This window comes from Pseudomonas sp. P2S-1, from assembly GCF_057197725.1.
Genome location: NZ_CM170068.1, coordinates 6,000,926 through 6,025,833 on the forward strand (window position 1 = coordinate 6,000,926; position 24,908 = coordinate 6,025,833).

Consider the following 24,908-nt stretch of genomic DNA (forward strand, 5'->3'; position numbering starts at 1 on the left):
CGATTCTCAAAATGTGTAGCGAGCTCCGTACCGGGATTTCAACCCCCGGTCTGTACAGACGCGGCAGTATTTTCGGATGCACTGTGATTGACGCAGGTGATCGGGGGCTTCGGCCTTCCTTCGCTTTCCCCGGCGGCACTGACCGCTTTAACGCAGACTTCTAGGGTTTTTCATGACGCGCTACATATTCGTCACGGGCGGTGTTGTTTCTTCATTGGGGAAAGGCATTGCCTCGGCTTCATTGGCGGCCATCCTGGAGGCGCGGGGGCTCAAGGTCACCATGCTCAAGCTGGACCCGTACATCAACGTCGACCCGGGCACCATGAGCCCGTTCCAGCACGGCGAAGTGTTCGTCACCCACGACGGCGCCGAGACCGACCTTGACCTGGGCCACTACGAGCGGTTCATCCGCACGACCATGACCCAGAACAACAACTTCACCACCGGCCGCATCTACGAGCACGTGCTGCGCAAGGAGCGTCGTGGTGATTACCTGGGCGCCACCATCCAGGTCATCCCGCACATCACCGACGAGATCAAGCGTCGCATCATCAAGGGCGCCGGCGATGCCGACGTGGCCCTGGTCGAGATCGGTGGCACCGTCGGCGACATCGAGTCGCAGCCGTTCCTCGAAGCCATCCGCCAGCTGCGGGTCGAAGTCGGCTCCAAGCGCGCGATGCTGATGCACCTGACCCTGGTCCCGTACATCGCCACCGCAGGCGAGACCAAGACCAAGCCGACCCAGCACTCGGTCAAGGAGCTGCGCTCCATCGGCCTGCAGCCTGACGTGCTGATCTGCCGTTCCGACCACCCGGTCGACGTGTCGTCCCGTCGCAAGATCGCGCTGTTCACCAACGTTGAAGAACGTGCGGTCATCTCGCTGGAAGACGTCGACACCATCTACAAGATTCCTGCCGTGCTGCACGCCCAGGGCCTGGACGACTTCGTCGTCGAGCGCTTCGGCCTGCAATGCAATGGCGCCGACCTGTCCGAGTGGGAAAAGGTCGTCGATGCCAAGCTCAACCCAGAGCACGAAGTGACCATCGCCATGGTCGGCAAGTACATGGAACTGCTGGACGCGTACAAGTCGCTGATCGAAGCGATGAGCCACGCTGGCATCCAGAACCGCACCAAGGTCAACCTGCGCTACATCGACTCCGAAGACATCGAGAACCAGGGCACCGGCCTGCTGGAAGGCGTCGATGCCATCCTGGTCCCGGGCGGCTTCGGTCTGCGCGGCGTGGAAGGCAAGATCACCGCGGTCCAGTACGCTCGCGAGAACAAGGTGCCGTACCTGGGCATCTGCCTCGGCATGCAGGTGGCGGTCATCGAGTTCGCCCGTAACGTCATGGGCTGGAAGGACGCCAACTCCACCGAGTTCGATCGCAACAGCGGTCACCCGGTCGTCGGCCTGATCACCGAGTGGGAAGACGCCACCGGCGCCGTTGAAACCCGTACCGAAGCGTCGGACCTGGGCGGCACCATGCGCCTGGGCGCCCAGGAGTGCCAGCTGGAAAGCGGCTCCAAGGTCCACGACTGCTACGCCAAGGACGTGATCGTCGAGCGTCACCGTCACCGCTACGAAGTGAACAACAAGCTGCTGCCGCAGCTGGTCGACGCCGGTCTGAAAGTATCCGGTCGCTCCGGCGACGGTGCGCTGGTGGAAGTGGTCGAGTCCAAGGACCACCCATGGTTCGTCGCCTGCCAGTTCCACCCTGAGTTCACCTCGACCCCGCGTGACGGTCACCCGCTGTTCAGCGGCTTCGTCAAGGCGGCCCTGGCGCAGAAGAACAAGGCCTGATCCATGACCCAGAAGATCATTCGCGTCGGTAACATCGAGATCGCCAACGACAAGCCGTTCGTCCTGTTCGGCGGCATGAACGTCCTGGAATCCCGTGACCTGGCCCTGAAGGTCTGCGAGGAGTACGTGCGGGTTACCGAGAAGCTCGGTATCCCCTACGTGTTCAAGGCCAGCTTCGACAAGGCCAACCGCTCGTCGGTCAACTCCTACCGCGGTCCGGGCCTTGAAGAAGGCCTGCGGATCTTCGAGGAAGTGAAGAAGACCTTCGGCGTGCCGGTCATCACCGACGTGCACGAGCCCTACCAGGCCGAAGCCGTGGCCAAGGTCTGCGACATCATCCAGCTGCCGGCCTTCCTGTCGCGCCAGACCGACCTGGTCGTGGCGATGGCGAAGACCGGCGCGGTGATCAACATCAAGAAGGCCCAGTTCCTCGCGCCCCAGGAAATGAAACACATCCTGACCAAGTGCGAAGAAGCGGGTAACGACCAGTTGATCCTCTGCGAGCGCGGTTCCAGCTTCGGGTACAACAACCTGGTGGTGGACATGCTCGGCTTCGGCATCATGAAGCAGTTCGAGTACCCGGTGTTCTTCGACGTGACCCACGCCCTGCAGATGCCGGGCGGTCGCTCCGATTCCGCCGGCGGCCGTCGCGCCCAGGTCACCGAGCTGGCCCGTGCCGGACTCAGCCAGGGCCTGGCCGGCCTGTTCCTCGAGGCCCATCCGGACCCGGACAACGCCAAGTGCGACGGTCCGTGCGCCCTGCGCCTGGACAAACTGGAACCTTTCCTGACCCAGCTCAAGCAACTGGATGACCTGGTGAAGAGTTTTCCGACGGTAGAAACCGCATAAGCCGCGTTTCTCCGGTAAAGTACCGCCCGTTCCACCCCTGACCTTCCGGTCAGGGGTTTCTCCGCGTCAGGCCTGCCCGTGCCCCGTGCCTGCGAAAGAGCGGATTCTTCAAGCTGCGTTGTTTTCGTCAATTCTGGAGTGCTTACAACAATGGCAAAAATCGTCGACATCAAAGGTCGTGAAGTTCTCGACTCCCGCGGCAACCCAACCGTGGAAGCGGACGTGCTGCTCGACAACGGCATCATCGGCAGCGCCTGCGCGCCGTCGGGTGCTTCCACCGGCTCCCGCGAGGCACTGGAGCTGCGTGATGGCGACAAGAGCCGTTACCTGGGCAAGGGCGTGCTGAAAGCCGTTGCCAACATCAACGGCCCGATCCGCGACCTGCTGCTGGGCAAGGACCCGGTCGACCAGAAAGCCCTGGACCGCGCCATGATCGAGCTGGACGGTACCGAGAACAAGGCCAAGCTGGGCGCCAACGCCATCCTCGCCGTGTCCCTGGCCGCTGCCAAGGCTGCCGCCCAGGACCAGGACCTGCCGCTGTACGCGCACATCGCCAACCTGAACGGCACCCCTGGCCAGTACTCCATGCCGGTTCCGATGATGAACATCATCAACGGCGGCGAGCACGCCGACAACAACGTCGACATCCAGGAGTTCATGGTCCAGCCGGTTGGCGCCAAGACCTTCTCCGACGCACTGCGCATGGGCACCGAGATCTTCCATCACCTGAAAGCCGTGCTGAAGGCCCGTGGCCTGAACACTGCTGTCGGTGACGAAGGTGGCTTCGCGCCAAACCTGGCTTCCAACGAAGACGCCCTGGGCGCCATCGCCGAAGCCGTGGCCAACGCCGGCTACAAGCTGGGCACCGACGTGACCCTGGCCCTGGACTGTGCCGCCAGCGAATTCTTCGAAGACGGCAAGTACAACCTGTCCGGCGAAGGCAAGTCGTTCGACGCCGAAGGTTTCGCCGACTACCTGAAAGGCCTGACCGAGCGCTTCCCGATCATCTCCATCGAAGACGGTCTGGACGAGTCCGACTGGGCTGGCTGGAAAGTCCTGACCGACAAGATCGGCGAGAAGGTCCAACTGGTCGGTGACGACCTGTTCGTGACCAACACCAAGATCCTGAAGGAAGGCATCGACAAGAAGATCGCCAATTCCATCCTGATCAAGTTCAACCAGATCGGTTCGCTGACCGAGACCCTGGAAGCCATCCAGATGGCCAAGGCCGCCGGCTACACCGCGGTGATCTCGCACCGTTCGGGCGAAACCGAAGACTCCACCATCGCCGACCTGGCCGTGGGTACCGCTGCCGGCCAGATCAAGACCGGTTCGCTGTGCCGCTCCGACCGCGTTTCCAAGTACAACCAACTGCTGCGCATCGAAGAGCAATTGGGCGCCAAGGCGGTGTACCGTGGTCGCGACGAGTTTCGCGGCTAAGCGATAGATGGTAAAAAGACAGCACCTTGACGCGCCGGACGCTGTCCAAGCGCGCGTCATGTGCGCTGCGAATGCTTTACTCACAAAGCCTGGCTTCGGTCAGGCTTCGTGCCATCAGCCTTTCGCACACGCGGTCTTTCGCCACTGGATGTCCTGATGCGTAGTCCCTATTGGTTGTTCCTCGTCCTTCTCGCACTGCTCGGTGGCTTGCAGTACCGGCTGTGGGTGGGCAATGGCAGCCTGGCCCAGGTGGCCGAACTCAAGCAGCAGATCGCTGACCAGCACGCCGAGAACGAGCGTCTGCTGGAGCGCAACCGCGTGCTCGATGCCGAGGTGCTGGAGTTGAAAAAAGGTATGGAAACCGTGGAAGAGCGGGCCCGCCATGAACTGGGAATGGTGAAAGAGGGCGAAACCCTCTACCAACTGGCCCAATGAACACACCGCTGCCTGCCTTCTGGGCAGTGATCCCCGCCGCCGGCGTGGGTGCGCGCATGGCCGCCGACCGGCCCAAGCAGTACCTGCAACTGGGCGGACGCACGATTCTCGAACACAGCCTCAACTGTTTTCTCGACCATCCCTCGCTGAAAGGGGTGGTGGTCAGCGTTGCCGCTGACGATCCTTTCTGGCCCGACCTGGCCTGTGCCCGCGACCCGCGTATCCAGCGTGCCACCGGTGGCCGCGAGCGGGCCGATTCGGTGCTCAATGCCTTGTTGCTGCTGCATGCCCATGGGGCGGCGGATGGCGATTGGGTGCTGGTCCACGATGCCGCACGGCCCAACCTGTCCCGGGATGACCTGGACCGCCTGCTCCTGGAGCTGGCGGATGACCCGGTGGGCGGCCTGCTGGCTGTTCCGGCCCGGGACACCCTCAAGCGCGCCGATGCCCATGGCCGGGTCGAGGCCACCGTCGACCGCAGCACCATCTGGCAGGCCTACACCCCGCAGATGTTCCGTCTTGGCGCCTTGCACCGGGCGCTGGCCGACAGCCTGGTGGCGGACGTGGCGATCACCGATGAAGCCTCTGCCATCGAATGGTCCGGCCAGGCGCCGCGGCTGATCGAAGGGCGCAATGACAATATCAAGGTCACCCGCCCGGAAGACCTGGAGTGGCTGCGCCAGCGCTGGTCCCAGCGCTGATACCTCAGATCGCCTGGTATTCCGGGCGTTTCGCCAACCCCTCGCGCAAGTGATCCACCAGCTTGCGCACCTTCGGCGACAGATGCCGCTGCTGCGGATACAGCGCCCACACCGCGGTGTTGGGTGGCTGGTGCGCTTCCAGCAGCGAGACCAGGGCGCCGCTGCCCAGATGCTCCAGCACGTAATAGTCCGGTAACTGGCACAGGCCCATCCCTTGAAGCGCCGCGTCGAGCACGGCCTGGCCGCTGTTGCAGCGCCAGTTGCCCTGCACCCGCTGGGCGATTTCCCTTCCATCCTGCTGCATCGCCCAGATATCCGAACTGCCGATCAGGCAATTGTGCCGCGCCAGTTCCGACAGGCTGTGGGGGCGGCCATAACGGTTCAGGTAGTCCGGCGAGGCGCACAGGTACATGCGTCGTGGCGCCAGTCGTGCAGCTACCAGTCGCGACTCCTGCAAGCGACCAAGACGGATGGCCAGGTCCATGCCTTCGTGGAGCAGGTCCAGGGTGTTGTTGGTCAACTCGATATCCACCCGCAATTGCGGGTACTGACTCATGAAACTGGCCACCAGTGGTGCGATGAAGCGCTCGCCGTAGGCCACCGCGCAGGTCATGCGCAACAGGCCCTTGGGCTCGCTGGTGAGGTCGCCCATGGCGCGCAGGGCTTCCTCGCGGCCGTCCTGCAGGCGCTGGCAATGCTGGAGAAAGGTCTGGCCGGCTTCGCTGAGGGTGACCCGGCGGGTGCTGCGATAGAGCAGACGGGTCTGCAGGCGTTCTTCGAGGCGCGCCACCTGGCGGCTGATATGGGAGGACGACACGCCCAAACGATCAGCGGCGGCGGTGAATTGCCCGGACTCGGCCACCGCGACGAATTCGTCGATCCCTTCCCAGCGATTGCTCATTGATTATCTCTGTACGGCAATAATGTTTTGTCTTTGGCCTGATTATTCATCAAAAGACCTTGAATTACACTGCGTGCCTGAAATGTCCTTTCATTGGAGAAGATTGATGATCAAGTCCCGTGCCGCCGTAGCCTTCGAGGCCAAGAAACCGCTGGAAATCGTCGAAGTCGACGTGGCCATGCCCAAGGCCGGCGAGGTGCTGCTGCGCGTGGTCGCTTCCGGTGTCTGCCATACCGACGCCTACACTCTGTCCGGCGCTGATCCGGAAGGCATCTTCCCGTCGATCCTCGGCCATGAAGGCGGCGCGATCGTCGAAGCCGTGGGCGAGGGCGTGACTTCGCTGGCCGTGGGCGACCACGTGATCCCGCTGTACACCCCGGAATGCGGCAAGTGCAAATTCTGCCTGTCGGGCAAGACCAACCTGTGCCAGGCCATCCGCGCCACCCAGGGCAAGGGCCTGATGCCGGACGGCACCACCCGTTTCTCCTACAAGGGCCAGCAGATCTTCCACTACATGGGCACCTCGACCTTCTCCGAGTACACCGTGCTGCCGGAAATCTCCGTGGCCAAGATCCAGAAGGAAGCGCCGCTGGAGAAGGTCTGCCTGCTCGGTTGCGGCGTGACCACCGGTATCGGCGCGGTGCTGAACACCGCCAAGGTCAAGCCGGGTGACACCGTGGCCATCTTCGGCCTGGGCGGCATCGGCCTGTCGGCGATCATCGGTGCGGTCAAGGCCAAGGCCTCGCGCATCATCGCCGTGGACATCAACCCGGGCAAATTCGAAATCGCCCGCCAGCTCGGTGCTACCGACTGCGTCAATCCGAAGGACTACGACCGTCCGATCCAGGAAGTCATCGTCGACCTCACCGACGGCGGCGTGGACTTCTCCTTCGAGTGCGTGGGCAACGTCAATCTGATGCGTGCGGCGCTGGAGTGCTGCCACAAGGGTTGGGGTGAGTCGGTGATCATCGGTGTTGCCGGTGCCGGCCAGGAAATCGCCACCCGCCCGTTCCAGCTGGTCACCGGTCGCGTCTGGCGCGGTTCCGCCTTCGGCGGCGTGCGTGGTCGCAGCGAGCTGCCGAGCTATGTCGAGATGTCCGAGAAGGGCGAGATCCCGCTGGATACCTTCATCACCCACACCATGGGGCTGGAAGACATCAACAAGGCCTTCGACCTGATGCATGAAGGCAAGAGCATCCGCAGCGTCATCCACTTCTGAGGTCGCGCATGAGCCTGGAAAACATTTCCTGCCAGAAAAGCTTCGGTGGCTGGCACAAGCGTTACCGCCACCGTTCCGAGGTGCTGGGGTGCGACATGGTGTTCGCCGTGTACCTGCCGCCGCAGGCGGAGCAGGGCGGCAAGCTGCCGGTGCTGTACTGGCTGAGCGGGCTGACCTGCACCGACGAGAACTTCATGCAGAAGGCCGGCGCGCACAAGCTCGCCGCCGAGCTGGGGCTGATCATCGTCGCGCCGGACACCAGTCCGCGCGGCGCCCAGGTGCCGGGCGATCCGGACGGCGCCTGGGACTTTGGCCTGGGTGCGGGCTTCTACGTCAATGCGACCCAGCAGCCGTGGGCCGCCAACTACCGCATGTACGACTATGTGGTGGATGAGCTGCCAGCGCTGATCGAGGCGCATTTCCCGGCCTCGGACAAGCGCTCCATCAGTGGCCACTCCATGGGCGGTCACGGTGCGCTGGTCTGTGCCCTGCGCAACCCCGGGCGTTACTCGTCGGTATCGGCCTTTGCGCCGATCAGCAACCCGATGGATTGCCCGTGGGGCCAGAAGGCCCTCGGCCGTTACTTGGGCGAAGACCGTTCGCGCTGGCGCGAGTGGGATGCCAGTGTGTTGATCGCCCAGGCCAGCGAGCAGTTGCCGTTGCTGGTGGACCAGGGCGATCGCGACGATTTCCTGGAAAACCAGCTCAAGCCGCAGGTGTTGCAGCAGGCTGCGCAAGCGGCGGGCTATCCGCTGCAACTGCGTCTGCAGCCGGGTTACGACCACAGCTACTACTTCATCGCCAGCTTCATCGATGACCACTTGCGGCATCATGCCGCAGCGCTGGGTGCCGGCCGCGCTTGAGGCGACAATTCAAGCCCAAGGCCCGGCAAAGCGGGTAGAATCACGCCCTGACTCAATCAGGGCGTTTTTTTATGCGTATTGGCCACGGCTACGATGTGCACCGCTTCGCGGAAGGCGATTTCATCACCTTGGGAGGCGTGCAGATCGCGCACAAATACGGGCTGCTGGCCCATTCCGACGGCGACGTGCTGCTGCACGCCCTGAGCGATGCCTTGCTCGGCGCTGCCGCGCTGGGTGACATCGGTCGCCACTTCCCCGATACCGACCCGCAATTCAAGGGTGCCGACAGCCGCGTGCTGCTGCGTCATGTGGTCGGCATCGTCCAGGCCAAGGGCTGGAAGGTCGGCAATGTCGACGCCACCATCGTTGCCCAGGCGCCGAAGATGGCGCCGCATATCGAACGCATGCGCGAGCTGATCGCTGCCGACCTGCAGGTCGAGCTGGACCAGGTCAACGTCAAGGCCACCACCACCGAAAAGCTCGGCTTCACCGGGCGTGAGGAAGGTATCGCGGTTCACGCCGTCGCCTTGTTGCTGCCAGCATGACCGAACTCGAACTTCTCGGTCCGCGCGCGAGCGGGCCGGCACTGGGCCGTGCGGTATTGAAGGCGGTGGCGGAAGACTTCCAGGTCGATGAAGTCCTGGATATCCCGCTGTCGGGGCAGGGCGAGCACCTGTGGCTGTGGGTCGAGAAACGCGACCTAAACACCGAGGAAGCGGCCCGCCGCCTGGCCCGCGCTGCCGGCGTGCCGCTGAAGAGCATCAGCTATGCCGGGCTCAAGGACCGTCAGGCCCTGACCCGCCAGTGGTTCAGCCTGCACCTGCCGGGCAAGGCCGATCCGGATTTCACGGCCGCCGAAAATGAAAGCCTGCGCATCCTCGAGCGCACCCGGCATTCGCGCAAGCTGCAGCGCGGTGCCCACTCGGCCAACGGCTTCACCCTGCGCCTGACCCAGCTCCAGGCCGATCGCGCCGCCCTCGACGCGCGCCTCGAACAACTGCGCGCCCAAGGCGTGCCGAACTACTTCGGTTCCCAGCGCTTCGGTCATCAGGGCGGCAATGTCGAGGAGGCTCGGCACTGGGCCGAACGCAAGGCCCTGCCGGAGCAGCGCAACCTGCGTTCGCGGGTGCTGTCCAGCGCGCGCAGCTACCTGTTCAACCGTGTTCTGGCCGAGCGTGTCGGTGACGGCAGCTGGCAGCAGGCCCGGGTCGGTGACCTGCTGGCCTTCACCGACAGCCGTAGCTTCTTTCCGGCAGGCGAGTCGGAATGCTGTGATCCTCGCCTGGGCATTCTCGACCTGCATCCCACCGGTCCGTTGTGGGGCGAAGGGTTTCCCGCCACGCAGGGCGCGGCCGGCGTGCTCGAGCAGCGGATCGGCGACGAGAACGCGGCACTTTGCCAGTGGCTTGGGAATGCCGCACTCAAGCAGGAACGACGCATTCTGCGACTGCCCATTGGCCGGCTGACGTGGCATTATCCCGAGCCTGATATCCTGCAACTGGAATTCGTCCTTCCGGCCGGATGCTTCGCCACCGTGGTGGTGCGCGAACTCCTTGATCTGGTCCCGGCAGGGCAGACGGACAGCCCATGCGTATTCTGATTTCCAATGACGATGGCGTTCTCGCGCCCGGTATCGCTGCGCTCCATGGTGCGCTGGCGGATTATGCCGACTGCGTGGTGATCGCCCCGGACCAGGACAAGAGCGGTGCCAGCAGTTCGCTGACCCTCGACCGTCCGCTGCATCCGCACACCCTGCCCAACGGCTACATCAGCATCAACGGCACGCCGACCGACTGTGTTCACCTCGGTCTCAACGGCCTGCTGGAGCAGACCCCGGACATGGTGGTGTCGGGAATCAACCTCGGCGCCAACCTCGGCGACGACGTGCTCTATTCGGGAACCGTGGCCGCGGCGCTGGAAGGGCGTTTCCTCGGCAACACCTCCTTCGCTTTCTCGCTCCTGTCGCGCCTGCCCGACAACTTGCCGACGGCGGCCTATGTGGCGCGCAAGCTGGTCGAGGCGCATACGCGGCTGGAACTGCCACCGCGCACCGTGCTCAACGTCAATATTCCCAACCTGCCGCTGGATCATATTCGCGGTATCCAGCTGACCCGCCTGGGCCATCGCGCCCGCGCCGCCGCGCCGATCAAGGATGTCAATCCGCGGGGCAAGGAAGGCTACTGGATCGCGGTGGCCGGCGATGTCGAGGATGGCGGGCCGGGCACCGATTTCCATGCGGTCATGCAGGGCTATGTGTCGATCACGCCGCTGCAGCTGGACCGCACCTTCAACGATGCCTTCGAACGCCTGCAGGGCTGGCTGGAGGGTGTGCTCTGATGCGCGATCAGGACGATATGATGCGCCGCGGTATCGGCATGACGTCCCAACGCACCCGCGAGCGGCTGATCCAGCGCCTGTGCGAGGAGGGGGTGTCGAACCCGCGAGTACTGGATGTACTGCGTCGCACGCCGCGGCATTTGTTCGTCGATGAAGCGCTGGCGCACCGCGCCTACGAAGATACCGCGCTGCCGATCGGGCACAACCAGACCATCTCGCAGCCGTTCATGGTTGCGCACATGAGCGAGGTGCTGCTGGAGGCGGGGCCGCTGGACAAGGTCATGGAGATCGGTACCGGTTCCGGCTACCAGACCGCCGTGCTGGCGCAACTGGTGGAGCGGGTGTTCTCCGTCGAGCGGATCAAGGTCCTGCAGGATCGGGCCAAGGAACGCCTGACCGAACTGAACCTGCGCAACGTGGTGTTCCGCTGGGGCGACGGCAGCGAAGGCTGGCCGGCACTGGCCCCTTACAACGGCATCATCGTCACCGCCGTGGCCCAGGAAGTGCCCCAGGCGTTGCTCGACCAACTGGCGCCGGGCGGGCGCATGGTGATTCCCGTGGGCAATGTCGGCGAGGTCCAGCAACTGCTGTTGATCGTCCGCGAGGAGCATGGTTTCTCCCGGCGTGTGCTGGGCACGGTGCGTTTTGTACCCCTGCTCAACGGCACCTTGTCCTGACGCCTGTTTATTTTTGAAGTGGGCGAATTCTCCGCGTGGCATCGGGTCTATCAGCCGGGTGCCCCTGTATTGGGCGGCAACTGTTCACGTTTTGCGTTTGTACTGCGCGCGCAAGTGTCTGGCGCATGGTTATAATTGCAACATTATTGCGTTTTCAAACTCGGTCACCATTTAAGGGAGCGGCGGGTGAGTCAAACAGTCATTCGGCAGCGTATGGGTCTATCAAGCATCAGGCTTCTGGTGGTTGCACTTGCCTTTGGCATGTTGGTGACGGGTTGCTCCAGCACTTCTTCCTCTTCCAGCGGTGCGCGGGTGGTCGATCGCAACAATGCCGCACCCAAGCGCCCTGCGGTCACTTCCGGTCAATATGTGGTGCGCCCCGGGGATACGCTGTTTTCCATCGCCTTCCGCTATGGCTGGGATTACAAGTCCCTGGCTGCACGCAACAATATCGATCCGCCCTATACCATTCGCCCGGGCCAGGCGATCCGCTTCGATGAGCCTTCTTCCGGGTCTTCCCGCGTTGTGACCTCGACTTCCCCGTCGAGCAAGACCACGGTGACCCGGCGTCCGGCGGGAACACCGCCACCGGTGAAAAATACTGGCACTGCAAGCTCCGCACCGGTGGTCACACCGTCCACGGCGCCCACCCAGGTTCCCGCAGCAGAGCGCTCCAGCGGCGGCTGGGCCTGGCCGGCGAACGGCGTGCTGATTGGAAAATTCGCTTCAAACGGTAGTTTGAATAAAGGCATTGATATCGCCGGGGATTTGGGACAGCCTGTTTTTGCTGCCGCTGATGGTTCGGTGGTGTACGCCGGTAGTGGTTTAAGGGGCTACGGTGAGCTCGTAATCATCAAGCACAACGAAACCTACGTGAGTGCCTACGGTCATAACCGCAGGCTTTTGGTTCGGGAGGGACAGCAAGTCAAGGTTGGGCAGACAATTGCCGAAATGGGGTCCACGGGCACCGATCGCGTGAAGCTTCACTTTGAAATACGCCGTCTGGGTAAACCGGTAGACCCATTGCAGTTCCTGCCAAACCGTTGATTGTTGGTTCCGGCCTGTTCCTTAGCGTAATGGGGACAGGCTCTGGCGACGCCATGGACAAGGTGCGCTCGAGTCTGAGTTCGAACTCAGCAAAGGACTATAACAATGGCTCTCAGCAAAGAAGCGCCGGAGTTTGACATCGACGATGAGGTTCTTCTCATGGAGACCGGCATCGTTTTGGAAACGGATGTGGTGTCAGACGAACCTGCTGTACCTTCGGTTCGGACCAGGGCCAAACAGGGCTCTTCGCTAAAACAGCACAAGTACATCGATTACACCCGGGCACTTGATGCGACTCAGCTGTATCTCAATGAAATCGGTTTCTCCCCGCTGCTGACGCCTGAAGAGGAAGTCCATTTTGCGCGCCTGTCGCAACGTGGCGACCCTGCCGGCCGCAAGCGGATGATCGAGAGCAACCTGCGCCTGGTGGTGAAAATCGCCCGCCGCTATGTGAATCGGGGGCTTTCCCTGCTCGACCTGATCGAGGAAGGCAACCTGGGCTTGATCCGTGCGGTCGAGAAGTTCGACCCGGAACGTGGTTTCCGTTTCTCCACCTATGCGACCTGGTGGATCCGGCAGACCATCGAACGGGCGATCATGAACCAGACCCGCACGATTCGCCTGCCGATTCATGTGGTCAAGGAGCTCAACGTCTATTTGCGCGCTGCCCGCGAACTGACCCAGAAGCTCGATCACGAACCTTCCCCTGAAGAAATCGCCAACCTGCTGGAGAAGCCGGTCGCCGAGGTCAAGCGCATGCTTGGGCTGAACGAGCGGGTATCGTCGGTAGACGTCTCCCTCGGGCCAGACTCGGACAAGACCCTGCTCGATACCCTGACTGACGACCGGCCGACCGATCCCTGCGAGTTGCTGCAGGATGATGACCTGTCGCAGAGCATTGACCAGTGGCTGAGCGAGCTGACCGACAAGCAGCGTGAGGTGGTGATTCGCCGCTTTGGTCTGCGGGGTCATGAAAGCAGCACGCTGGAAGACGTCGGGCTGGAAATTGGCCTGACCCGTGAGCGGGTGCGTCAGATCCAGGTCGAGGGGCTCAAGCGTCTGCGCGAGATCCTGGAGAAGAACGGCCTCTCGAGTGAGTCGCTGTTCCAATAAGAATAACGATCGGCCTTGCATCGAAAACGCCCCGACTGGTTCGGGGCGTTTTGATTTGTGTCGGCAGGGTCCCCTATGAACCTGCTTTCACCTGGGGAGCGTAGGAGCGTAGCCCTTGCCTGATCGCGTTGGCAGTCCTAGGACATAAGACGGTTCCGTCAGGACCGAGCCTTTTGATGTAAGTAATCGCTTACGCGACGTGTAAGTGATTGCAGCAAAACGAGGTAAATTTAGGTCGATTTGCGTGTGGTGAATTCAATAACTTATTGAAATTAAAAGAATTTTGTTTTTGCTTCAATGACCCCTATGTCTTTTTTTGAGAGCCATTGCCAGTTGCGACCAGCGTTGTACGGGTTAATATTTGTCCTGTGTCTACGGACTGACACAGGTTGTCAGGATGACGACCAAGGACATCGCAGGATGCGATTCATCAGGATGATGACAGGGAATACAGGGACTACGGAAAAAATGTGGGCGGGTCAAACCGCCCCTTTTTTTTGCCCGCAGAATATGAAAAAAGGCCCGCGAGGGCCTTTTTCGTTGGTCGGGAGCGAGTCCGGGACTCAGCGCTCCAGATCCTTGATCTTGCCTTTGACGCCGTCGAACTCTTCGGCATCGGCCAGCGCGTCTTTCTTTTCGGTGATGTTCGGCCAGATCTCTGCCAGCTCGGCGTTCAGCTCGATGAATTCCTGCATGTCATCAGGGACTTCATCTTCCGAGAAGATGGCTTGGGCAGGGCATTCAGGCTCGCACAGCGCACAGTCGATGCACTCATCCGGGTGAATGACCAGGAAGTTCGGTCCTTCGTAGAAGCAGTCCACCGGACAGACTTCTACGCAGTCGGTGTACTTGCACTTGATGCAGTTGTCGGTGACGACGAAGGTCATTTCTAATTCTCTCCTCAGGCGACGGCAGCGGTGCCCTTCCAGTCAGGGCCGCTCGGTTCGGTAGGTTTGCGGCGAGCCAGGCTAATAACTCGACGCTCCGCCAAACCGCGCGGGATTCTAACAGCTTGTGAAGCGCCGCGTTATAACAGAGTCTTCAGTTCATAGAGCATTTCGATAGCTTGGCGCGGGGTCATGTTGTCCAGATCGAGCTTGCCGATCTTGTCGATGGCCGGATGCGGCAGGCTGGCGAACAGGTCGCTCTGATGAGGGACTGCTGGCTCACTGCGACCACGCGTCGCAGTTTTGGGCGCCTCGTGCGGCAGGCTGGACGTCTCCAGACGGCCCAGATGCTCCCGGGCACGCTGGATCACCGGCGTCGGTACGCCCGCCAGTTGCGCCACGGCCAGGCCATAGCTCTGGCTGGCCGGCCCCGGCAGGACGTGGTGGAGGAAGACGATGCGCTCGTTGTGCTCGGTGGCATTCAGGTGCACGTTGGCCACCAGCGGTTCGCTCTCCGGCAGCACGGTCAGTTCGAAGTAGTGCGTGGCGAACAGGGTGTAGGCGCGCAGTTGGGCCAGACGCTCGGCGGCGGCCCAGGCGAGGGACAGACCGTCGAAGGTGCTGGTCCCACGGCCCACCTCGTCCATCAGCACCAGGCTGCGGTCGGTGGCGTTGTGCAGGATGTTGGCGGTTTCGCTCATTTCCACCATGAAGGTGGAGCGGCCACCGGCCAGGTCATCGCTGGAGCCGATACGGGTGAAGATGCGATCCACCAGCGACAGTTGGCAACTGGCCGCTGGCACGTAGCTGCCGATATGGGCCAGCAGCACGATCAGTGCGGTCTGGCGCATGTAGGTGGACTTACCGCCCATGTTCGGACCGGTGATGATCAGCATTCGGGTGCTGTCATGCAGATCCAGGTCGTTGGCCACGAACGGCGTGGTCAGGACCTGCTCGACCACCGGGTGGCGGCCCTGCTCGATGTGCATGCACGGCTCGTCGACGAAGGTCGGGCAGTTCAGGTCCAGGGTCAGGGCGCGCTCGGCCATGTTGCTCAGCACGTCCAGCTCGGACAATGCGGCGGCAGTGTCCTGCAGCGGCGCGAGGTGGCTGATCAGGGTTTCCAGCAGCGCATCGTAGAGCATCTTTTCCCGGGCCAGGGCGCGGCTCTTGGCCGACAGCGCCTTGTCCTCGAAGACTTTCAGCTCGGGAGTGATGAAGCGTTCGGCGCCCTTGAGCGTCTGGCGGCGGATGTAGTCGGCCGGGGCCTGTTCCGCCTGCTTGCTCGGTAGCTCGATGAAGTAGCCGTGCACGCGGTTGTAGCCGACCTTGAGGTTGGCCAGGCCGGTGCGGGCCTTTTCCCGGGTTTCCAGGTCGATCAGGAACTGGCCGGCGTTCTCGCTGATCGACAGCAGTTCGTCCAGCTCGGCGTCGTAGCCGGTCTTCAGCACGCCGCCGTCGCGGATGACCGCAGGCGGGTTGTCGATGATGGCTTTTTCCAGCAGGCCAGCCAGCTCCGGATAGGTGCCGGCAATGGCGGCCAGGCGGGCGAGGTGCGGCGCCTCCAGCTCGGCCATGGCGTTCTGCAGCTCGGGCAGGGCGCCGAGGGCGTCGCGCAGTCGGGCCAGATCACGCGGGCGTGCATTGCGCAGGCCGATACGGGCGAGGATCCGCTCGATATCGCCGATGTCCTTGAGTTGCGGTTGCAGCCGCTCGAACCGGTAGTTATCGAGCAGGCAGCGAATCGAGCCCTGGCGTGCCTGGAGTACTTTCAGGTCGCGCAGCGGGCGGTTCAGCCAGCGGGTCAGCAGGCGGCTGCCCATGGCGGTCTGGCAGCGGTCGATCACCGACTGCAGGGTGTTGTCGCGGCCGCCGGCGAGGTTGACGTCCAGCTCCAGGTTACGGCGGCTGGCGCCGTCGAGGATGACCGTGTCGTCGAGGCGCTCATGCTTGAGGCTGCGCAGGTGGGGCAGGGCGGTGCGCTGGGTTTCCTTGGCGTAGCCCAGCAGGCAGCCGGCGGCGCCGATGGCCAGGGTCAGCTTGTCGCAGCCGAAGCCTTTCAGGTCCTGGGTCGCGAACTGCTGGCACAGGCTCTTGCGCGCGGAGTCACGATCGAAATCCCATGGCGCGCGACGGCGGGAGCCACGACGCTTCTCGGCGGGCAGGCCCTGCGGCCAGTCGTCCGGAATCAGCAGCTCGACCGGGTTGGTGCGCTCCAGCTCGGCCAGCAGGTTTTCCCAGCCTTTGAGCTCCTGCACGGTGAAGTTGCCACTGGTGATATCCAGCACGGCCAGGCCGAACAGGCGCTCGTCGCCGAGTACTGCAGCGATCAGGTTGTCGCGGCGTTCGTCCAGCAGCGCCTCGTCACTCACCGTACCCGGCGTGATGATGCGCACCACCTGGCGTTCCACCGGCCCCTTGCTGGTGGCCGGGTCGCCGATCTGCTCGCAGATCACCACCGATTCCCCCAGCTTCACCAGCTTGGCCAGATAGCCTTCGAGCGAATGGAAGGGGATACCGCACATGGGAATCGACTGGCCCGCCGACTGACCGCGCGCGGTCAGGGTGATATCCAGCAGTTTCGCGGCCTTTATCGCATCTTCGTAGAAGATCTCGTAGAAGTCGCCCATGCGGTAGAACATCAGCTGGTCTGGATGCTGGTTCTTCAGCTTCCAGTACTGTTGCATCATTGGGGTGTGTGCGGAGAGATCAGACATTCAAGGCCTAGGAGCAGGGGGTCTTTGAAGGGGATGAAACGCTCAATAATACAGGGATTTTTCCATGGGCGCTGAGACCGGCAGGCGGCCAACCACGTCGGGCCATTGCAATTCATTCCGTGCAGCGCGAAAAGATGCATATTTGCAATTGCATTTCTCCCTATCCCAAGCCAATATGCATCCCATGCAAAAGCGCAATGTAGCCCTCGTTCTCAAATCACTGCTGGAACGCCACGGAATCTCCGCCACGGAGCTGCACCGTCGTACCGGCGTGCCTCAATCCACCCTGTCGCGGATTCTCAGCGGGAAGATCGTCGATCCTTCGGACAAACACGTGTCGAAGATCGCCGAGTACTTCGGCGTGAGCACTGACCAGTTGCGTGGCCGTGCCGACCTGGGTGACAGCCGCATGGCCGAGCGCGAGCCCGATCATGACGAGTTGCGTGATATCAGCCTGTGGGACGATGAAACCCCCGTCGAGGACGACGAGGTGTCCGTTCCTTTTCTTCGTGAGGTCGAGTTGGCAGCAGGATCAGGAAGATTCGTCATCGAGGAAAGCGAGCGCGCCCGCCTGCGTTTCGGCAAGCGCAGCCTGCGTCACAACGGCGTGCAGTTCGACCAGGCCAAGTGCGTGACGGTACGCGGCAACAGCATGTTCCCGGTATTGCGCGACGGCGCTACGGTAGGGGTCAACACAGGCAAGTGCTCGATCGGCGACATCATCGACGGTGACCTCTACGCCATCAACCACAATGGCCAGTTGCGAGTTAAGCAACTCTACCGCCTGCCCACCGGCATCCGTCTGCGCAGCTTCAACCGCGACGAGCACCCCGACGAGGACTACAGCTTCCAGCAGATGCAGGAAGAGCAGATCGCGATCCTCGGTCATGTGTTCTGGTGGGGCATGTTCGCCCGCTGACCCCCTCCCGCCTTCATTGAAAACCCGCCCCGGCGGGTTTTTTTTCGTCTGCTGAAAAGCGCTGCACGCCACTGCCTGCAAGGGTTTGATGCGTATATGCAAATCCATCAATGCAAATATTTCCAAAAATGCATTGACTGTATATGCATCCATGCATAAAGTTCGTCTCAAGCCGGTCAGACGCCGGCGGCGAGAAAGGCAGCGATGAACAGGCCTCGACTGTTCAGAGGGTTGGCAACTGACCCGGGTGTGCAGCGTAAAGCACCAGAAGCAGTTATCCGGCGGGCAGGTGGCCGCGGTCGGAGTCAACAACTTGAAGCGCAGATGCCCAGCGCACCAGCAGTGGCGGGCGTCTTGACGACGCATTACTGAAAAGCCCAGGACGTGCTCCCGGGCTTTTTGGAATGCCGAGTAACCACTCGGTCCCATTCCCCGTTCGGCCCGACGCTGTGCGGGAAGTAGAAAGGAGGCAGGACCGTGACAAGCGAACAACAAACGCTACTGGAAATGCCGATCTGGCTGGTGATCGTCCTGGCGCTGCTGGGCGGGGTCTCCGGCGAGATGTGGCGAGCGGACAAGGCAGGCGCCCGAGGCGGCGCCCTGCTCAGGCGATTGGCGCTGCGCTCGGGGGCCTGCATGGTCTGCGGCGTGTCCACCGTGATGCTGCTGTATGCCAGCGGCCTCTCGATGTGGGCGGCCAGTGCCCTGGGCTGCCTGACCGCCGTCGGCGGTGCGGACATCACCATGGGGCTTTATGAGCGCTGGGCGATCAAGCGCCTCGGGCTGGGCACTGACAGCAAGGAGAGATCATGAGCGACCTCAATGCACTGCATCAGGCCATCAGCGCAAGCATCGAAGCGGCGATGCCGCAACTGGCCACCGTCGGCAGTTATGCCGTCGTGCAACAGGAAACACCGCTGCCCGCGTTGTTTCACGGCATCGTCGATCTGAAGCCGGGCATCGATCCCGGTGATGGCCATTCCCGGGTCGTGGCCACGTTCGAAGCGCGCATCAGTACCGATGGCAGTCGAGCACAAGCGCCACTGGAAACGGTGACCCTGGCAGCACAGCTGATGGTGCTGCTGCGCAAGCAGTACTGGGGCATCGATTTCGTCGAGGAAGCCATTGGCATCCAGGCCATGCCGACGACCACCTCGCCATCGACCTGGACGGTGCAGTGGCAACAGGCACTGCATCTGGGCGAGGCGCAATGGCCCTGGCCGAACCAACCGCCGGGAACCCTGGTATTGGCCTTCGACCCGGATGCCGGGCCGGGGCATGAAAGCGACTACAAGGCCCCGGAGGACTTTGCATGAGCTACGTCAGTTCGATGCACGACCGCATGATCGCCGGCCTGCTGATTCCCTGCCGGGTAGTGGCGGTCGATCTGGCTGCCGCCCGGGTCCGGGTGTCCGACGGTGCCGGCTGGACCAGCGCCTGGGTGCGCTGGCACAGCCAGGCCGCCGGCAAGGCCCGGCACTGGCGGGCACCGAGCCTGGACGAGCAGGGCATGCTGGTCAGTCCCAGCGGCGAGCCGGCCCAGGGCACTTTTATCCCCGGCCTTTATGGCAATGCCGGCAACGCGCCGGACAACCGCGAGCACGTCGAAGTCTGGCGTTTCGACGATGGCGGCTCGCTGGTCTACGACTGGCAGGCCAGCACCTACACCATCGATCTGCCCCGCGGCAGCATCACCCTCAAGGTCGGCGGCAGCACGCTGACGGCCACCCCCGACTCCATCACGCTGACCGCTGGCAGCCTGACCTTGAATGGTCCGGTGCAGATCAATGGTGCATTGGAGGTGACGGGAAACATTCATGGCGGCGGCACGATCATCGATACCGCAGGCAATACGCCGAACCACAAACACTGAAGCCCGCCCGTTGCGGGTTTTTTCATGCCAGGGGGGACGCCATGGCGCCCACGAAAAAGCACTTCGCACCCGGTGTCCGCGCCGCAGTGCACAACCCCAATCAAGCGAAGGAGTAGCGCCATGATCGGAATGGATCGCCGCTCCGGTCAGCCACTTTCCGGTCTCGCCCACCTGCGCCAGTCCATCGAGGACATCCTCACCACCCCGCTGGGTAGCCGGCGCATGCGTCCTGACTACGGCAGCAAGCTGCGCCGCTTCGTCGACCTTCCCGTCAATGAAGGCTGGAAAAGTGCGGTGCAGGCCGAAGTCGCACGCTCCCTGGTGCGCTGGGAACCGCGTCTGAAACTGGAACGGGTCCGGGTCACGGCGGTGGTGGACGGGCAGATCAGCCTGCAGCTCACCGGGCAATACCTGGGTGACAGCCAGATCCTGGAGGTGACGGCATGAGTATCGTGAACCTTTCGGCGCTACCCGCGCCGCAGGTGCTGGAGGACCTGGATTTCGAGGATATCTTCCAGGCTGACCTGGAGGCCTTCAGGTCGCACATGGGCGACAGCTGGACCGCGCAACTGGAAAGCGACCCGGTGACCAAGCTGCTGGAAGTCGGCGCCTATCGCACTCTGCTCAACCGGGCACGGGTCAACGATGCGGCCAAGGCGCTGCTGCTGGCGTATGCCAAAGGTAGTGATCTGGACCAGTTGGCCGCCAACGTGCAACTGCAACGCCTGGTAGTGCGTGCCGCTGACCCGAGCACCGTGCCGCCGACCGAGCAGGTACTGGAAGAAGACGACGCCCTGCGCGAGCGTATCGAACTGGTCTATGAAGGACTGACCACGGCAGGCCCGCGCAACAGCTACATCCTGCATGCCCGCAACGCCTCCGGCCAGGTCGCCGATGCCACGGCGGAAAGCCCGTCGCCGGCGGTGGTGGATGTGACGGTGCTGAGCTTCGATAACGAGGGTGTCGCCAGTCCGGAGTTGCTGGCGCAGGTCGCGGCCTACCTCAATGACGACGAAGTACGTCCGGTGGCTGATCGCCTGACGGTGCGCAGCGCCGAGATCCTGCCTTACACGATCAACGCGATTCTGCACATGGCCAGCAACGGGCCGGAAACCGAGGCGACCCTGGTCGAGTGTCGGCGCCGCTTGCAGGCCTGGATCAATCCTCGGCGCCGCCTTGGTGTTGAGGTCGCGCGCTCCGGGATCGATGCCCAGCTGCATATCAGCGGTGTCGCGCGGGTCGAGCTGATCGGCTGGCAGGACATTCGGCCGAGCAAGGGGCAGGCGGCCTGGTGCGATGGCGTTACCGTGGTCCAGGGAGACTGACATGAACAGCCTCCTGCCGCTCAACAGTTCTCAACTGGAACGGGCTGTGGAGGTCGCTTCGGCGGATGACCTGCAGATTCCGCTGCGAACCCTTTACAACCCCGATACCTGTCCATCGCACCTGTTGCACCAGTTGGCCCAGGCCTGGTCGGTCGACCGCTGGGACGAGACCTGGCCGGATACGGTCAAGCGCTCGATGATCCGCAGTTCGTTCCTGGTCCATGCCCGCAAAGGCACGCTCGGCGCTCTGCGACGGGTCGTCGAACCCTTTGGTTATCTGATCGAAGTGGTCGAGTGGTTCAACCAGGAACCCCCAGGCGTACCCGGCACCTTCTCGCTGAAGATCGGTGTTTCCAACGACGGCATCAGCGACGAAACCTATGACGAATTGACGGCGCTGCTGGATGACGCCAGGCCTGTCAGCCGGCACATGGTCGGCCTGGCGATCAGCCTGGAATCGACTGGCCGCCTCTATGTTGGCGGCTCGTTGAGCGACGGCGACATGCTCGATGTGTATCCGCTGACTCCCCGCGAAATCGAGGTCACCGGCCAGATTGGTCGCGGTGGCCGTGAACACACCATTGACACTCTGGACATTGCACATGGTTGACCAGAATTCCCAGTTTTACGCCATCCTCACTGCGGTGGGGGCGGCCAAGCAAGCCAACGCCGATGCCTTGGGCATCCCGTGGAAAATCACGCAAATGGGCGTGGGCGATGCCAACGGCAGCGACCCGACTCCCAATGCTAATCAAACTGCACTGATCGCCGAATGGCGCCGGGCCCCGCTGAACCAACTGAAGGTCGACGACAAGAACAGCGCGATCGTTGTCGCCGAGCAGGTCATTCCGGCCGATGTCGGCGGTCGCTGGATTCGCGAGATCGGTCTCTATGACGAAGACGGCGATCTGGTGGCGGTCGCCAACTGTGCACCGACCTACAAGCCATTGCTGAGCCAGGGCTCGGGCCGCACCCAGGTGGTGCGCATGAGCCTGGTGGTCAGCAGCGCCAGCAACGTCCAGTTGCGCATCGATCCCAGCGTCGTGCTGGCGACCCGCGAGTGGGTGACCGAAGAACTGGCCCGCCAGGACTTCAAGTACTCGGTGCTGGTGGCGACCACTGCGCCGGTCACCTTGAGTGGCGTACAGACCATCGATGGCGTGGCGCTGCAGACGGGCAGTCGGGTACTGGTCAAGGACCAGGCCGCCGCCAAGGACAACGGCCTGTATGTGGTCGCCGCCGGGGCCTGGGGGCGCAGCACCGACGCCGACAGCAACGCCAAGGTAACGCCGGGGCTGCTGGTGCTGGTGGAGAAGGGCGCTGCGAATGGCGACAGTGCCTGGCAATTGGTCACCGATGCACCGATCACCCTGGGTACAAGCGCCTTGTCATTCGAGATGGCCTTTGGACGGACCGGGATTTCAGCAGGCACGTATCGCAGTGTGACAGTCGACAAGTACGGTCGCGTGGTCGCGGCGAGCAACCCGACTACCGTCGCCGGCTACGGGCTGACCGATGTTTATACACGGGCCCAGGTCGATACGGCGCTGGCATTGAAGGCGCCGCTACTGAGCCCTGCGCTTTCCGGTGTTCCTACGGCGCCCACTGCCACGTCTGGCAACAACTCCCAGCAGCTCGCGAATACGGCATTCGTGACCTCCGCCATCAGTGACCTGATCGCCGGTTCGCCCGGCGCGCTGGATACCTTGAAGGAACTGGCGGACGCCTTGGGCAACGACCCGAATTTCGCGACCACGGTGCTCAACCGGGTGGATGGGAAGGCCGAGAAAGCGACCAGCCTGGCAGGCTACGGGATTGCCGATGACGTCCAGATCCGTGGCAGAAACCTGACGGGAGCTTTCACCCTGGAGTGCCTCGACATTTCCAGGTTCGAGTTCGCTTCGGGCGTCCTGGTCAAGACCCAGATCCCGATGGTCGAAGGGGTGATGCCCACCCTTCTGATCCGCGGCGGCCTGAACCCCTACACCAGTCCTTTCGATGCACAACTGAACTGGTACTACTACAGAGATGCGGTGTATTCGCCAAAGCTGATGGTGAATAGCCCGACCGTTTCGCTTGGCCAGGGATTCAAGGCCTATATCGTTCCGATGAACGGCTTCATTGGCATCCGCCTGGATTTCGGGATGAATGCCTACGTTCCACGCCTTACGATCACTGCGATTCGTACCCAGGCGTTCAGCGGGGAGCTGTCCTACTTCCAGAACTGGTCGAGCGAGCTTTGCGAAGCACCCATCGCCGGGGAAGTGCAGGCCGAGCGTACGGTTGTCCTGAACTCCAGCAACGTGTCGGCACCTGCGCTGGCGCTGGCCAAGGATGGAGAACTGCCGCTCAGTGCGGTGACAGGCCTGGCCTCAACGCTCACTGGCAAGGCCCCGACCACGCATTCCCATGCCGTTGCTGATGTTGCAGGGCTGGCGCAGTCGCTGGATCTTGCTTCTGGTCTGGCAGCGGGAAGCGCTGCTGTCGATCCCAATCTCGCGGCCAGCCAGGTCATAGTGTCGAATCACGCCAATACGCCGGTGCCGGGAGTCTATTGGCATATCACGACTTCGTTCTTCTCCGCGATTTCTGCCACGGCCAATCGCGCGCAGATGGCCATTCAGTACAGCGAAGGCAGCGCAGTCTATGCGCGAAGTACCTACTCCGGGCAATGGACGGAATGGGAGCGCCTCGACAAGCAGGTCTGGCCAGGGATGATCATGTACTTCCCGTCCAATGTTGCGCCTTCGGGCTACCTCAAGGCCAACGGCGCATTGGTCAGCCGCAGCACGTATGCGCGACTGTTCGCGGCCATCGGTGCCTTCGGTGGGGCCGGAGACGGCAGCACGACCTTCAACCTTCCGGATCTTCGCGGGGAGTTCCTGCGTAGCTGGGACGACGGTCGAGGCATCGACTCGCTTCGCGCGCTCGGCTCATTTCAAAACGGAACCCTGGTTGCCGCTGATGACCCCTCTTATGACGGGATCGGTGGTGTCCATCTGAGCGCAGGATCAGATCCCGCGTCCTTCGGTGCTGACCGGCTCAGTTCCGGTGCGAACGTGTTCCCGAGTGCTGTCCCAGGTCAAGGGGGTGCGACAAGTGCATGGGGCGTGACTCACGGGACAGCCCGTCCTCGCAACATTGCTCTGCTGGCCTGCATCAAATACTGAATCGAGGTAATTAGGATGAAGATCTATCACACTCACCCTGGCTCGGGCGAGTTTCTGGGCAGCGGGGACGCAGATCCGAACCCGCTTGAGCCGGGCGAATGGTTGATTCCAGCGCACGCATACACGAAGGCTCCGCCTGATTGCCCGGCAGGAAGTGCCGTCGTACGGAGCGACGGGGACTGGTCCCTTGTGCCCGACTGGCGCGGTCCAGTCTTCTCAACCGAGAGCGGCGTGCAAAGCCGTCACGAGGACCTGGGTGACTTGCCCGACGGTCTCACTCATCTGCCGCCGCCGAGCATTGACCATCGTTGGACAGATGGCGCGTGGGTCCTCGACGAGGCTCTGAGGACTGAGCGATACGAGCGACTTGAGCGACTTTGGCGAAACAGCGAACTGGATAGCGTGAAGTGGCTGAGTGAGCGGCACCGCGACGAACTGGAAATCGGCCTGCCGCTGAGTCTTTCGTCTGACCAGTTCGCTGAGCTGCTGAGCTACATCCAGTCGCTTCGCGACTGGCCCCAGTCCAACCGCTTCCCCGACAGTGGCCGCCGCCCCGAGGCGCCGGCCTGGATCGCTCCGCGATCATATGAGGTCCGCTGACGCGGGCTTTCCCCTTTCCCCTTTCCCTTATCTC

At 62.7% G+C, this 24,908-nt stretch carries 25 protein-coding genes and 1 pseudogene; 23 read left to right on the forward strand and 3 right to left on the reverse strand.

What is annotated here, in order from left to right:
- The first annotated feature begins 172 nt into the window (after nucleotides 1–172).
- From pyrG to ispD, 5 genes are all read left to right on the forward strand, one after another.
- On the forward strand, nucleotides 173–1,801 hold the full coding sequence (gene pyrG, locus AC2CQI_RS26895; RefSeq protein ID WP_075806202.1) for a CTP synthase: 1,629 nt from the start codon (nucleotides 173–175) through the stop codon (nucleotides 1,799–1,801).
- A 3-nt stretch (nucleotides 1,802–1,804) separates the two neighbouring features.
- Nucleotides 1,805–2,650, forward strand: a complete 846-nt coding sequence (gene kdsA, locus AC2CQI_RS26900; protein ID WP_484578412.1) for a 3-deoxy-8-phosphooctulonate synthase — start codon at nucleotides 1,805–1,807, stop codon at nucleotides 2,648–2,650.
- Between the two features lie 150 nt (nucleotides 2,651–2,800).
- Complete coding sequence (eno, locus tag AC2CQI_RS26905) at nucleotides 2,801–4,090, forward strand: phosphopyruvate hydratase (RefSeq protein ID WP_075806200.1); 1,290 nt, start codon at nucleotides 2,801–2,803, stop codon at nucleotides 4,088–4,090.
- A 156-nt stretch (nucleotides 4,091–4,246) separates the two neighbouring features.
- Entirely contained in the window at nucleotides 4,247–4,525 is a 279-nt protein-coding gene (gene ftsB, locus AC2CQI_RS26910) for a cell division protein FtsB (RefSeq protein ID WP_009395237.1), read from the forward strand.
- Complete coding sequence (ispD, locus tag AC2CQI_RS26915; RefSeq protein ID WP_484578413.1) at nucleotides 4,522–5,226, forward strand: 2-C-methyl-D-erythritol 4-phosphate cytidylyltransferase; 705 nt, start codon at nucleotides 4,522–4,524, stop codon at nucleotides 5,224–5,226. The genes ftsB and ispD overlap by 4 nt, the downstream gene beginning before the upstream one ends.
- Before the next feature lie 4 nt (nucleotides 5,227–5,230).
- On the opposite strand, the gene AC2CQI_RS26920 is transcribed toward ispD, so the two are convergent.
- Entirely contained in the window at nucleotides 5,231–6,127 is an 897-nt protein-coding gene (locus AC2CQI_RS26920) for a LysR substrate-binding domain-containing protein (protein WP_484578414.1), read from the reverse strand.
- Between the two features lie 106 nt (nucleotides 6,128–6,233).
- On the opposite strand from AC2CQI_RS26920, the gene AC2CQI_RS26925 reads away from it, so the two are divergent.
- The 8 genes from AC2CQI_RS26925 (at nucleotide 6,234) to rpoS (ending at nucleotide 13,383) form a co-directional block, all read left to right on the forward strand.
- Nucleotides 6,234–7,346, forward strand: coding sequence for an S-(hydroxymethyl)glutathione dehydrogenase/class III alcohol dehydrogenase (locus AC2CQI_RS26925; RefSeq protein ID WP_075806197.1), 1,113 nt, complete (start codon nucleotides 6,234–6,236; stop codon nucleotides 7,344–7,346).
- 8 nt (nucleotides 7,347–7,354) lie between these two features.
- On the forward strand, nucleotides 7,355–8,209 hold the full coding sequence (fghA, locus tag AC2CQI_RS26930) for an S-formylglutathione hydrolase (RefSeq protein WP_484578415.1): 855 nt from the start codon (nucleotides 7,355–7,357) through the stop codon (nucleotides 8,207–8,209).
- Between the two features lie 71 nt (nucleotides 8,210–8,280).
- Nucleotides 8,281–8,754: a 2-C-methyl-D-erythritol 2,4-cyclodiphosphate synthase gene (ispF, locus tag AC2CQI_RS26935; RefSeq protein ID WP_075806195.1), complete on the forward strand. Its 474-nt coding sequence runs from the start codon at nucleotides 8,281–8,283 to the stop codon at nucleotides 8,752–8,754.
- The gene (gene truD, locus AC2CQI_RS26940) at nucleotides 8,751–9,809 is read left to right on the forward strand and encodes a tRNA pseudouridine(13) synthase TruD (protein WP_484578416.1); all 1,059 of its coding nucleotides are present in this window, start codon (nucleotides 8,751–8,753) and stop codon (nucleotides 9,807–9,809) included. Before ispF ends, truD begins: the two co-directional genes overlap by 4 nt.
- The gene (gene surE, locus AC2CQI_RS26945) at nucleotides 9,797–10,546 is read left to right on the forward strand and encodes a 5'/3'-nucleotidase SurE (RefSeq protein ID WP_484578417.1); all 750 of its coding nucleotides are present in this window, start codon (nucleotides 9,797–9,799) and stop codon (nucleotides 10,544–10,546) included. The genes truD and surE overlap by 13 nt, the downstream gene beginning before the upstream one ends.
- A gap of 38 nt (nucleotides 10,547–10,584) precedes the next feature.
- Nucleotides 10,585–11,223, forward strand: a complete 639-nt coding sequence (locus AC2CQI_RS26950; RefSeq protein WP_178392073.1) for a protein-L-isoaspartate(D-aspartate) O-methyltransferase — start codon at nucleotides 10,585–10,587, stop codon at nucleotides 11,221–11,223.
- A 186-nt stretch (nucleotides 11,224–11,409) separates the two neighbouring features.
- Nucleotides 11,410–12,270 (forward strand): peptidoglycan DD-metalloendopeptidase family protein, encoded by an 861-nt coding sequence (locus tag AC2CQI_RS26955; protein ID WP_484578418.1) that lies wholly within the window; start codon nucleotides 11,410–11,412, stop codon nucleotides 12,268–12,270.
- A gap of 105 nt (nucleotides 12,271–12,375) precedes the next feature.
- Nucleotides 12,376–13,383, forward strand: coding sequence for an RNA polymerase sigma factor RpoS (gene rpoS, locus AC2CQI_RS26960; protein ID WP_075806190.1), 1,008 nt, complete (start codon nucleotides 12,376–12,378; stop codon nucleotides 13,381–13,383).
- A 563-nt stretch (nucleotides 13,384–13,946) separates the two neighbouring features.
- Here rpoS and fdxA read toward each other — a convergent pair.
- A complete protein-coding gene (gene fdxA, locus AC2CQI_RS26965) occupies nucleotides 13,947–14,270 on the reverse strand; it encodes a ferredoxin FdxA (RefSeq protein WP_075806189.1) in 324 nt (107 codons plus the stop codon).
- Nucleotides 14,271–14,410: 140 nt separating this feature from the next.
- Nucleotides 14,411–16,987 carry a DNA mismatch repair protein MutS gene (gene mutS, locus AC2CQI_RS26970; protein ID WP_484578419.1) on the reverse strand — a complete coding sequence of 859 codons (2,577 nt, stop codon included), beginning with the start codon at nucleotides 16,985–16,987 and terminating at the stop codon, nucleotides 14,411–14,413.
- Between the two features lie 184 nt (nucleotides 16,988–17,171).
- Between mutS and AC2CQI_RS26975 the strand changes: the two genes are divergently transcribed.
- From AC2CQI_RS26975 to AC2CQI_RS27020, 10 genes and pseudogenes are all read left to right on the forward strand, one after another.
- Nucleotides 17,172–17,906: a LexA family transcriptional regulator gene (locus AC2CQI_RS26975; RefSeq protein WP_484578420.1), complete on the forward strand. Its 735-nt coding sequence runs from the start codon at nucleotides 17,172–17,174 to the stop codon at nucleotides 17,904–17,906.
- A gap of 477 nt (nucleotides 17,907–18,383) precedes the next feature.
- On the forward strand, nucleotides 18,384–18,719 hold the full coding sequence (locus AC2CQI_RS26980; RefSeq protein ID WP_075806186.1) for a phage holin family protein: 336 nt from the start codon (nucleotides 18,384–18,386) through the stop codon (nucleotides 18,717–18,719).
- A complete protein-coding gene (locus tag AC2CQI_RS26985) occupies nucleotides 18,716–19,222 on the forward strand; it encodes a hypothetical protein (RefSeq protein ID WP_484578421.1) in 507 nt (168 codons plus the stop codon). The genes AC2CQI_RS26980 and AC2CQI_RS26985 overlap by 4 nt, the downstream gene beginning before the upstream one ends.
- On the forward strand, nucleotides 19,219–19,779 hold the full coding sequence (locus AC2CQI_RS26990) for a phage baseplate assembly protein V (RefSeq protein ID WP_484578422.1): 561 nt from the start codon (nucleotides 19,219–19,221) through the stop codon (nucleotides 19,777–19,779). Before AC2CQI_RS26985 ends, AC2CQI_RS26990 begins: the two co-directional genes overlap by 4 nt.
- Before the next feature lie 120 nt (nucleotides 19,780–19,899).
- On the forward strand, nucleotides 19,900–20,226 hold the full coding sequence (locus AC2CQI_RS26995; RefSeq protein WP_075806183.1) for a GPW/gp25 family protein: 327 nt from the start codon (nucleotides 19,900–19,902) through the stop codon (nucleotides 20,224–20,226).
- The gene (locus AC2CQI_RS27000; protein WP_484578423.1) at nucleotides 20,223–21,104 is read left to right on the forward strand and encodes a baseplate assembly protein; all 882 of its coding nucleotides are present in this window, start codon (nucleotides 20,223–20,225) and stop codon (nucleotides 21,102–21,104) included. The genes AC2CQI_RS26995 and AC2CQI_RS27000 overlap by 4 nt, the downstream gene beginning before the upstream one ends.
- Nucleotide 21,105: 1 nt before the next feature.
- Nucleotides 21,106–21,714, forward strand: a complete 609-nt coding sequence (locus tag AC2CQI_RS27005; protein WP_484578424.1) for a phage tail protein I — start codon at nucleotides 21,106–21,108, stop codon at nucleotides 21,712–21,714.
- Nucleotides 21,707–22,639, forward strand: a pseudogene (locus AC2CQI_RS27010) (phage tail protein); the annotation flags it as partial. The gene AC2CQI_RS27005 and the pseudogene AC2CQI_RS27010, both read left to right, overlap by 8 nt.
- Before the next feature lie 1,185 nt (nucleotides 22,640–23,824).
- Nucleotides 23,825–24,274, forward strand: a complete 450-nt coding sequence (locus AC2CQI_RS27015) for a phage tail protein (RefSeq protein ID WP_484580671.1) — start codon at nucleotides 23,825–23,827, stop codon at nucleotides 24,272–24,274.
- A 15-nt stretch (nucleotides 24,275–24,289) separates the two neighbouring features.
- Nucleotides 24,290–24,874 carry a hypothetical protein gene (locus AC2CQI_RS27020; protein WP_484578425.1) on the forward strand — a complete coding sequence of 195 codons (585 nt, stop codon included), beginning with the start codon at nucleotides 24,290–24,292 and terminating at the stop codon, nucleotides 24,872–24,874.
- Nucleotides 24,875–24,908 lie beyond the last annotated feature (34 nt).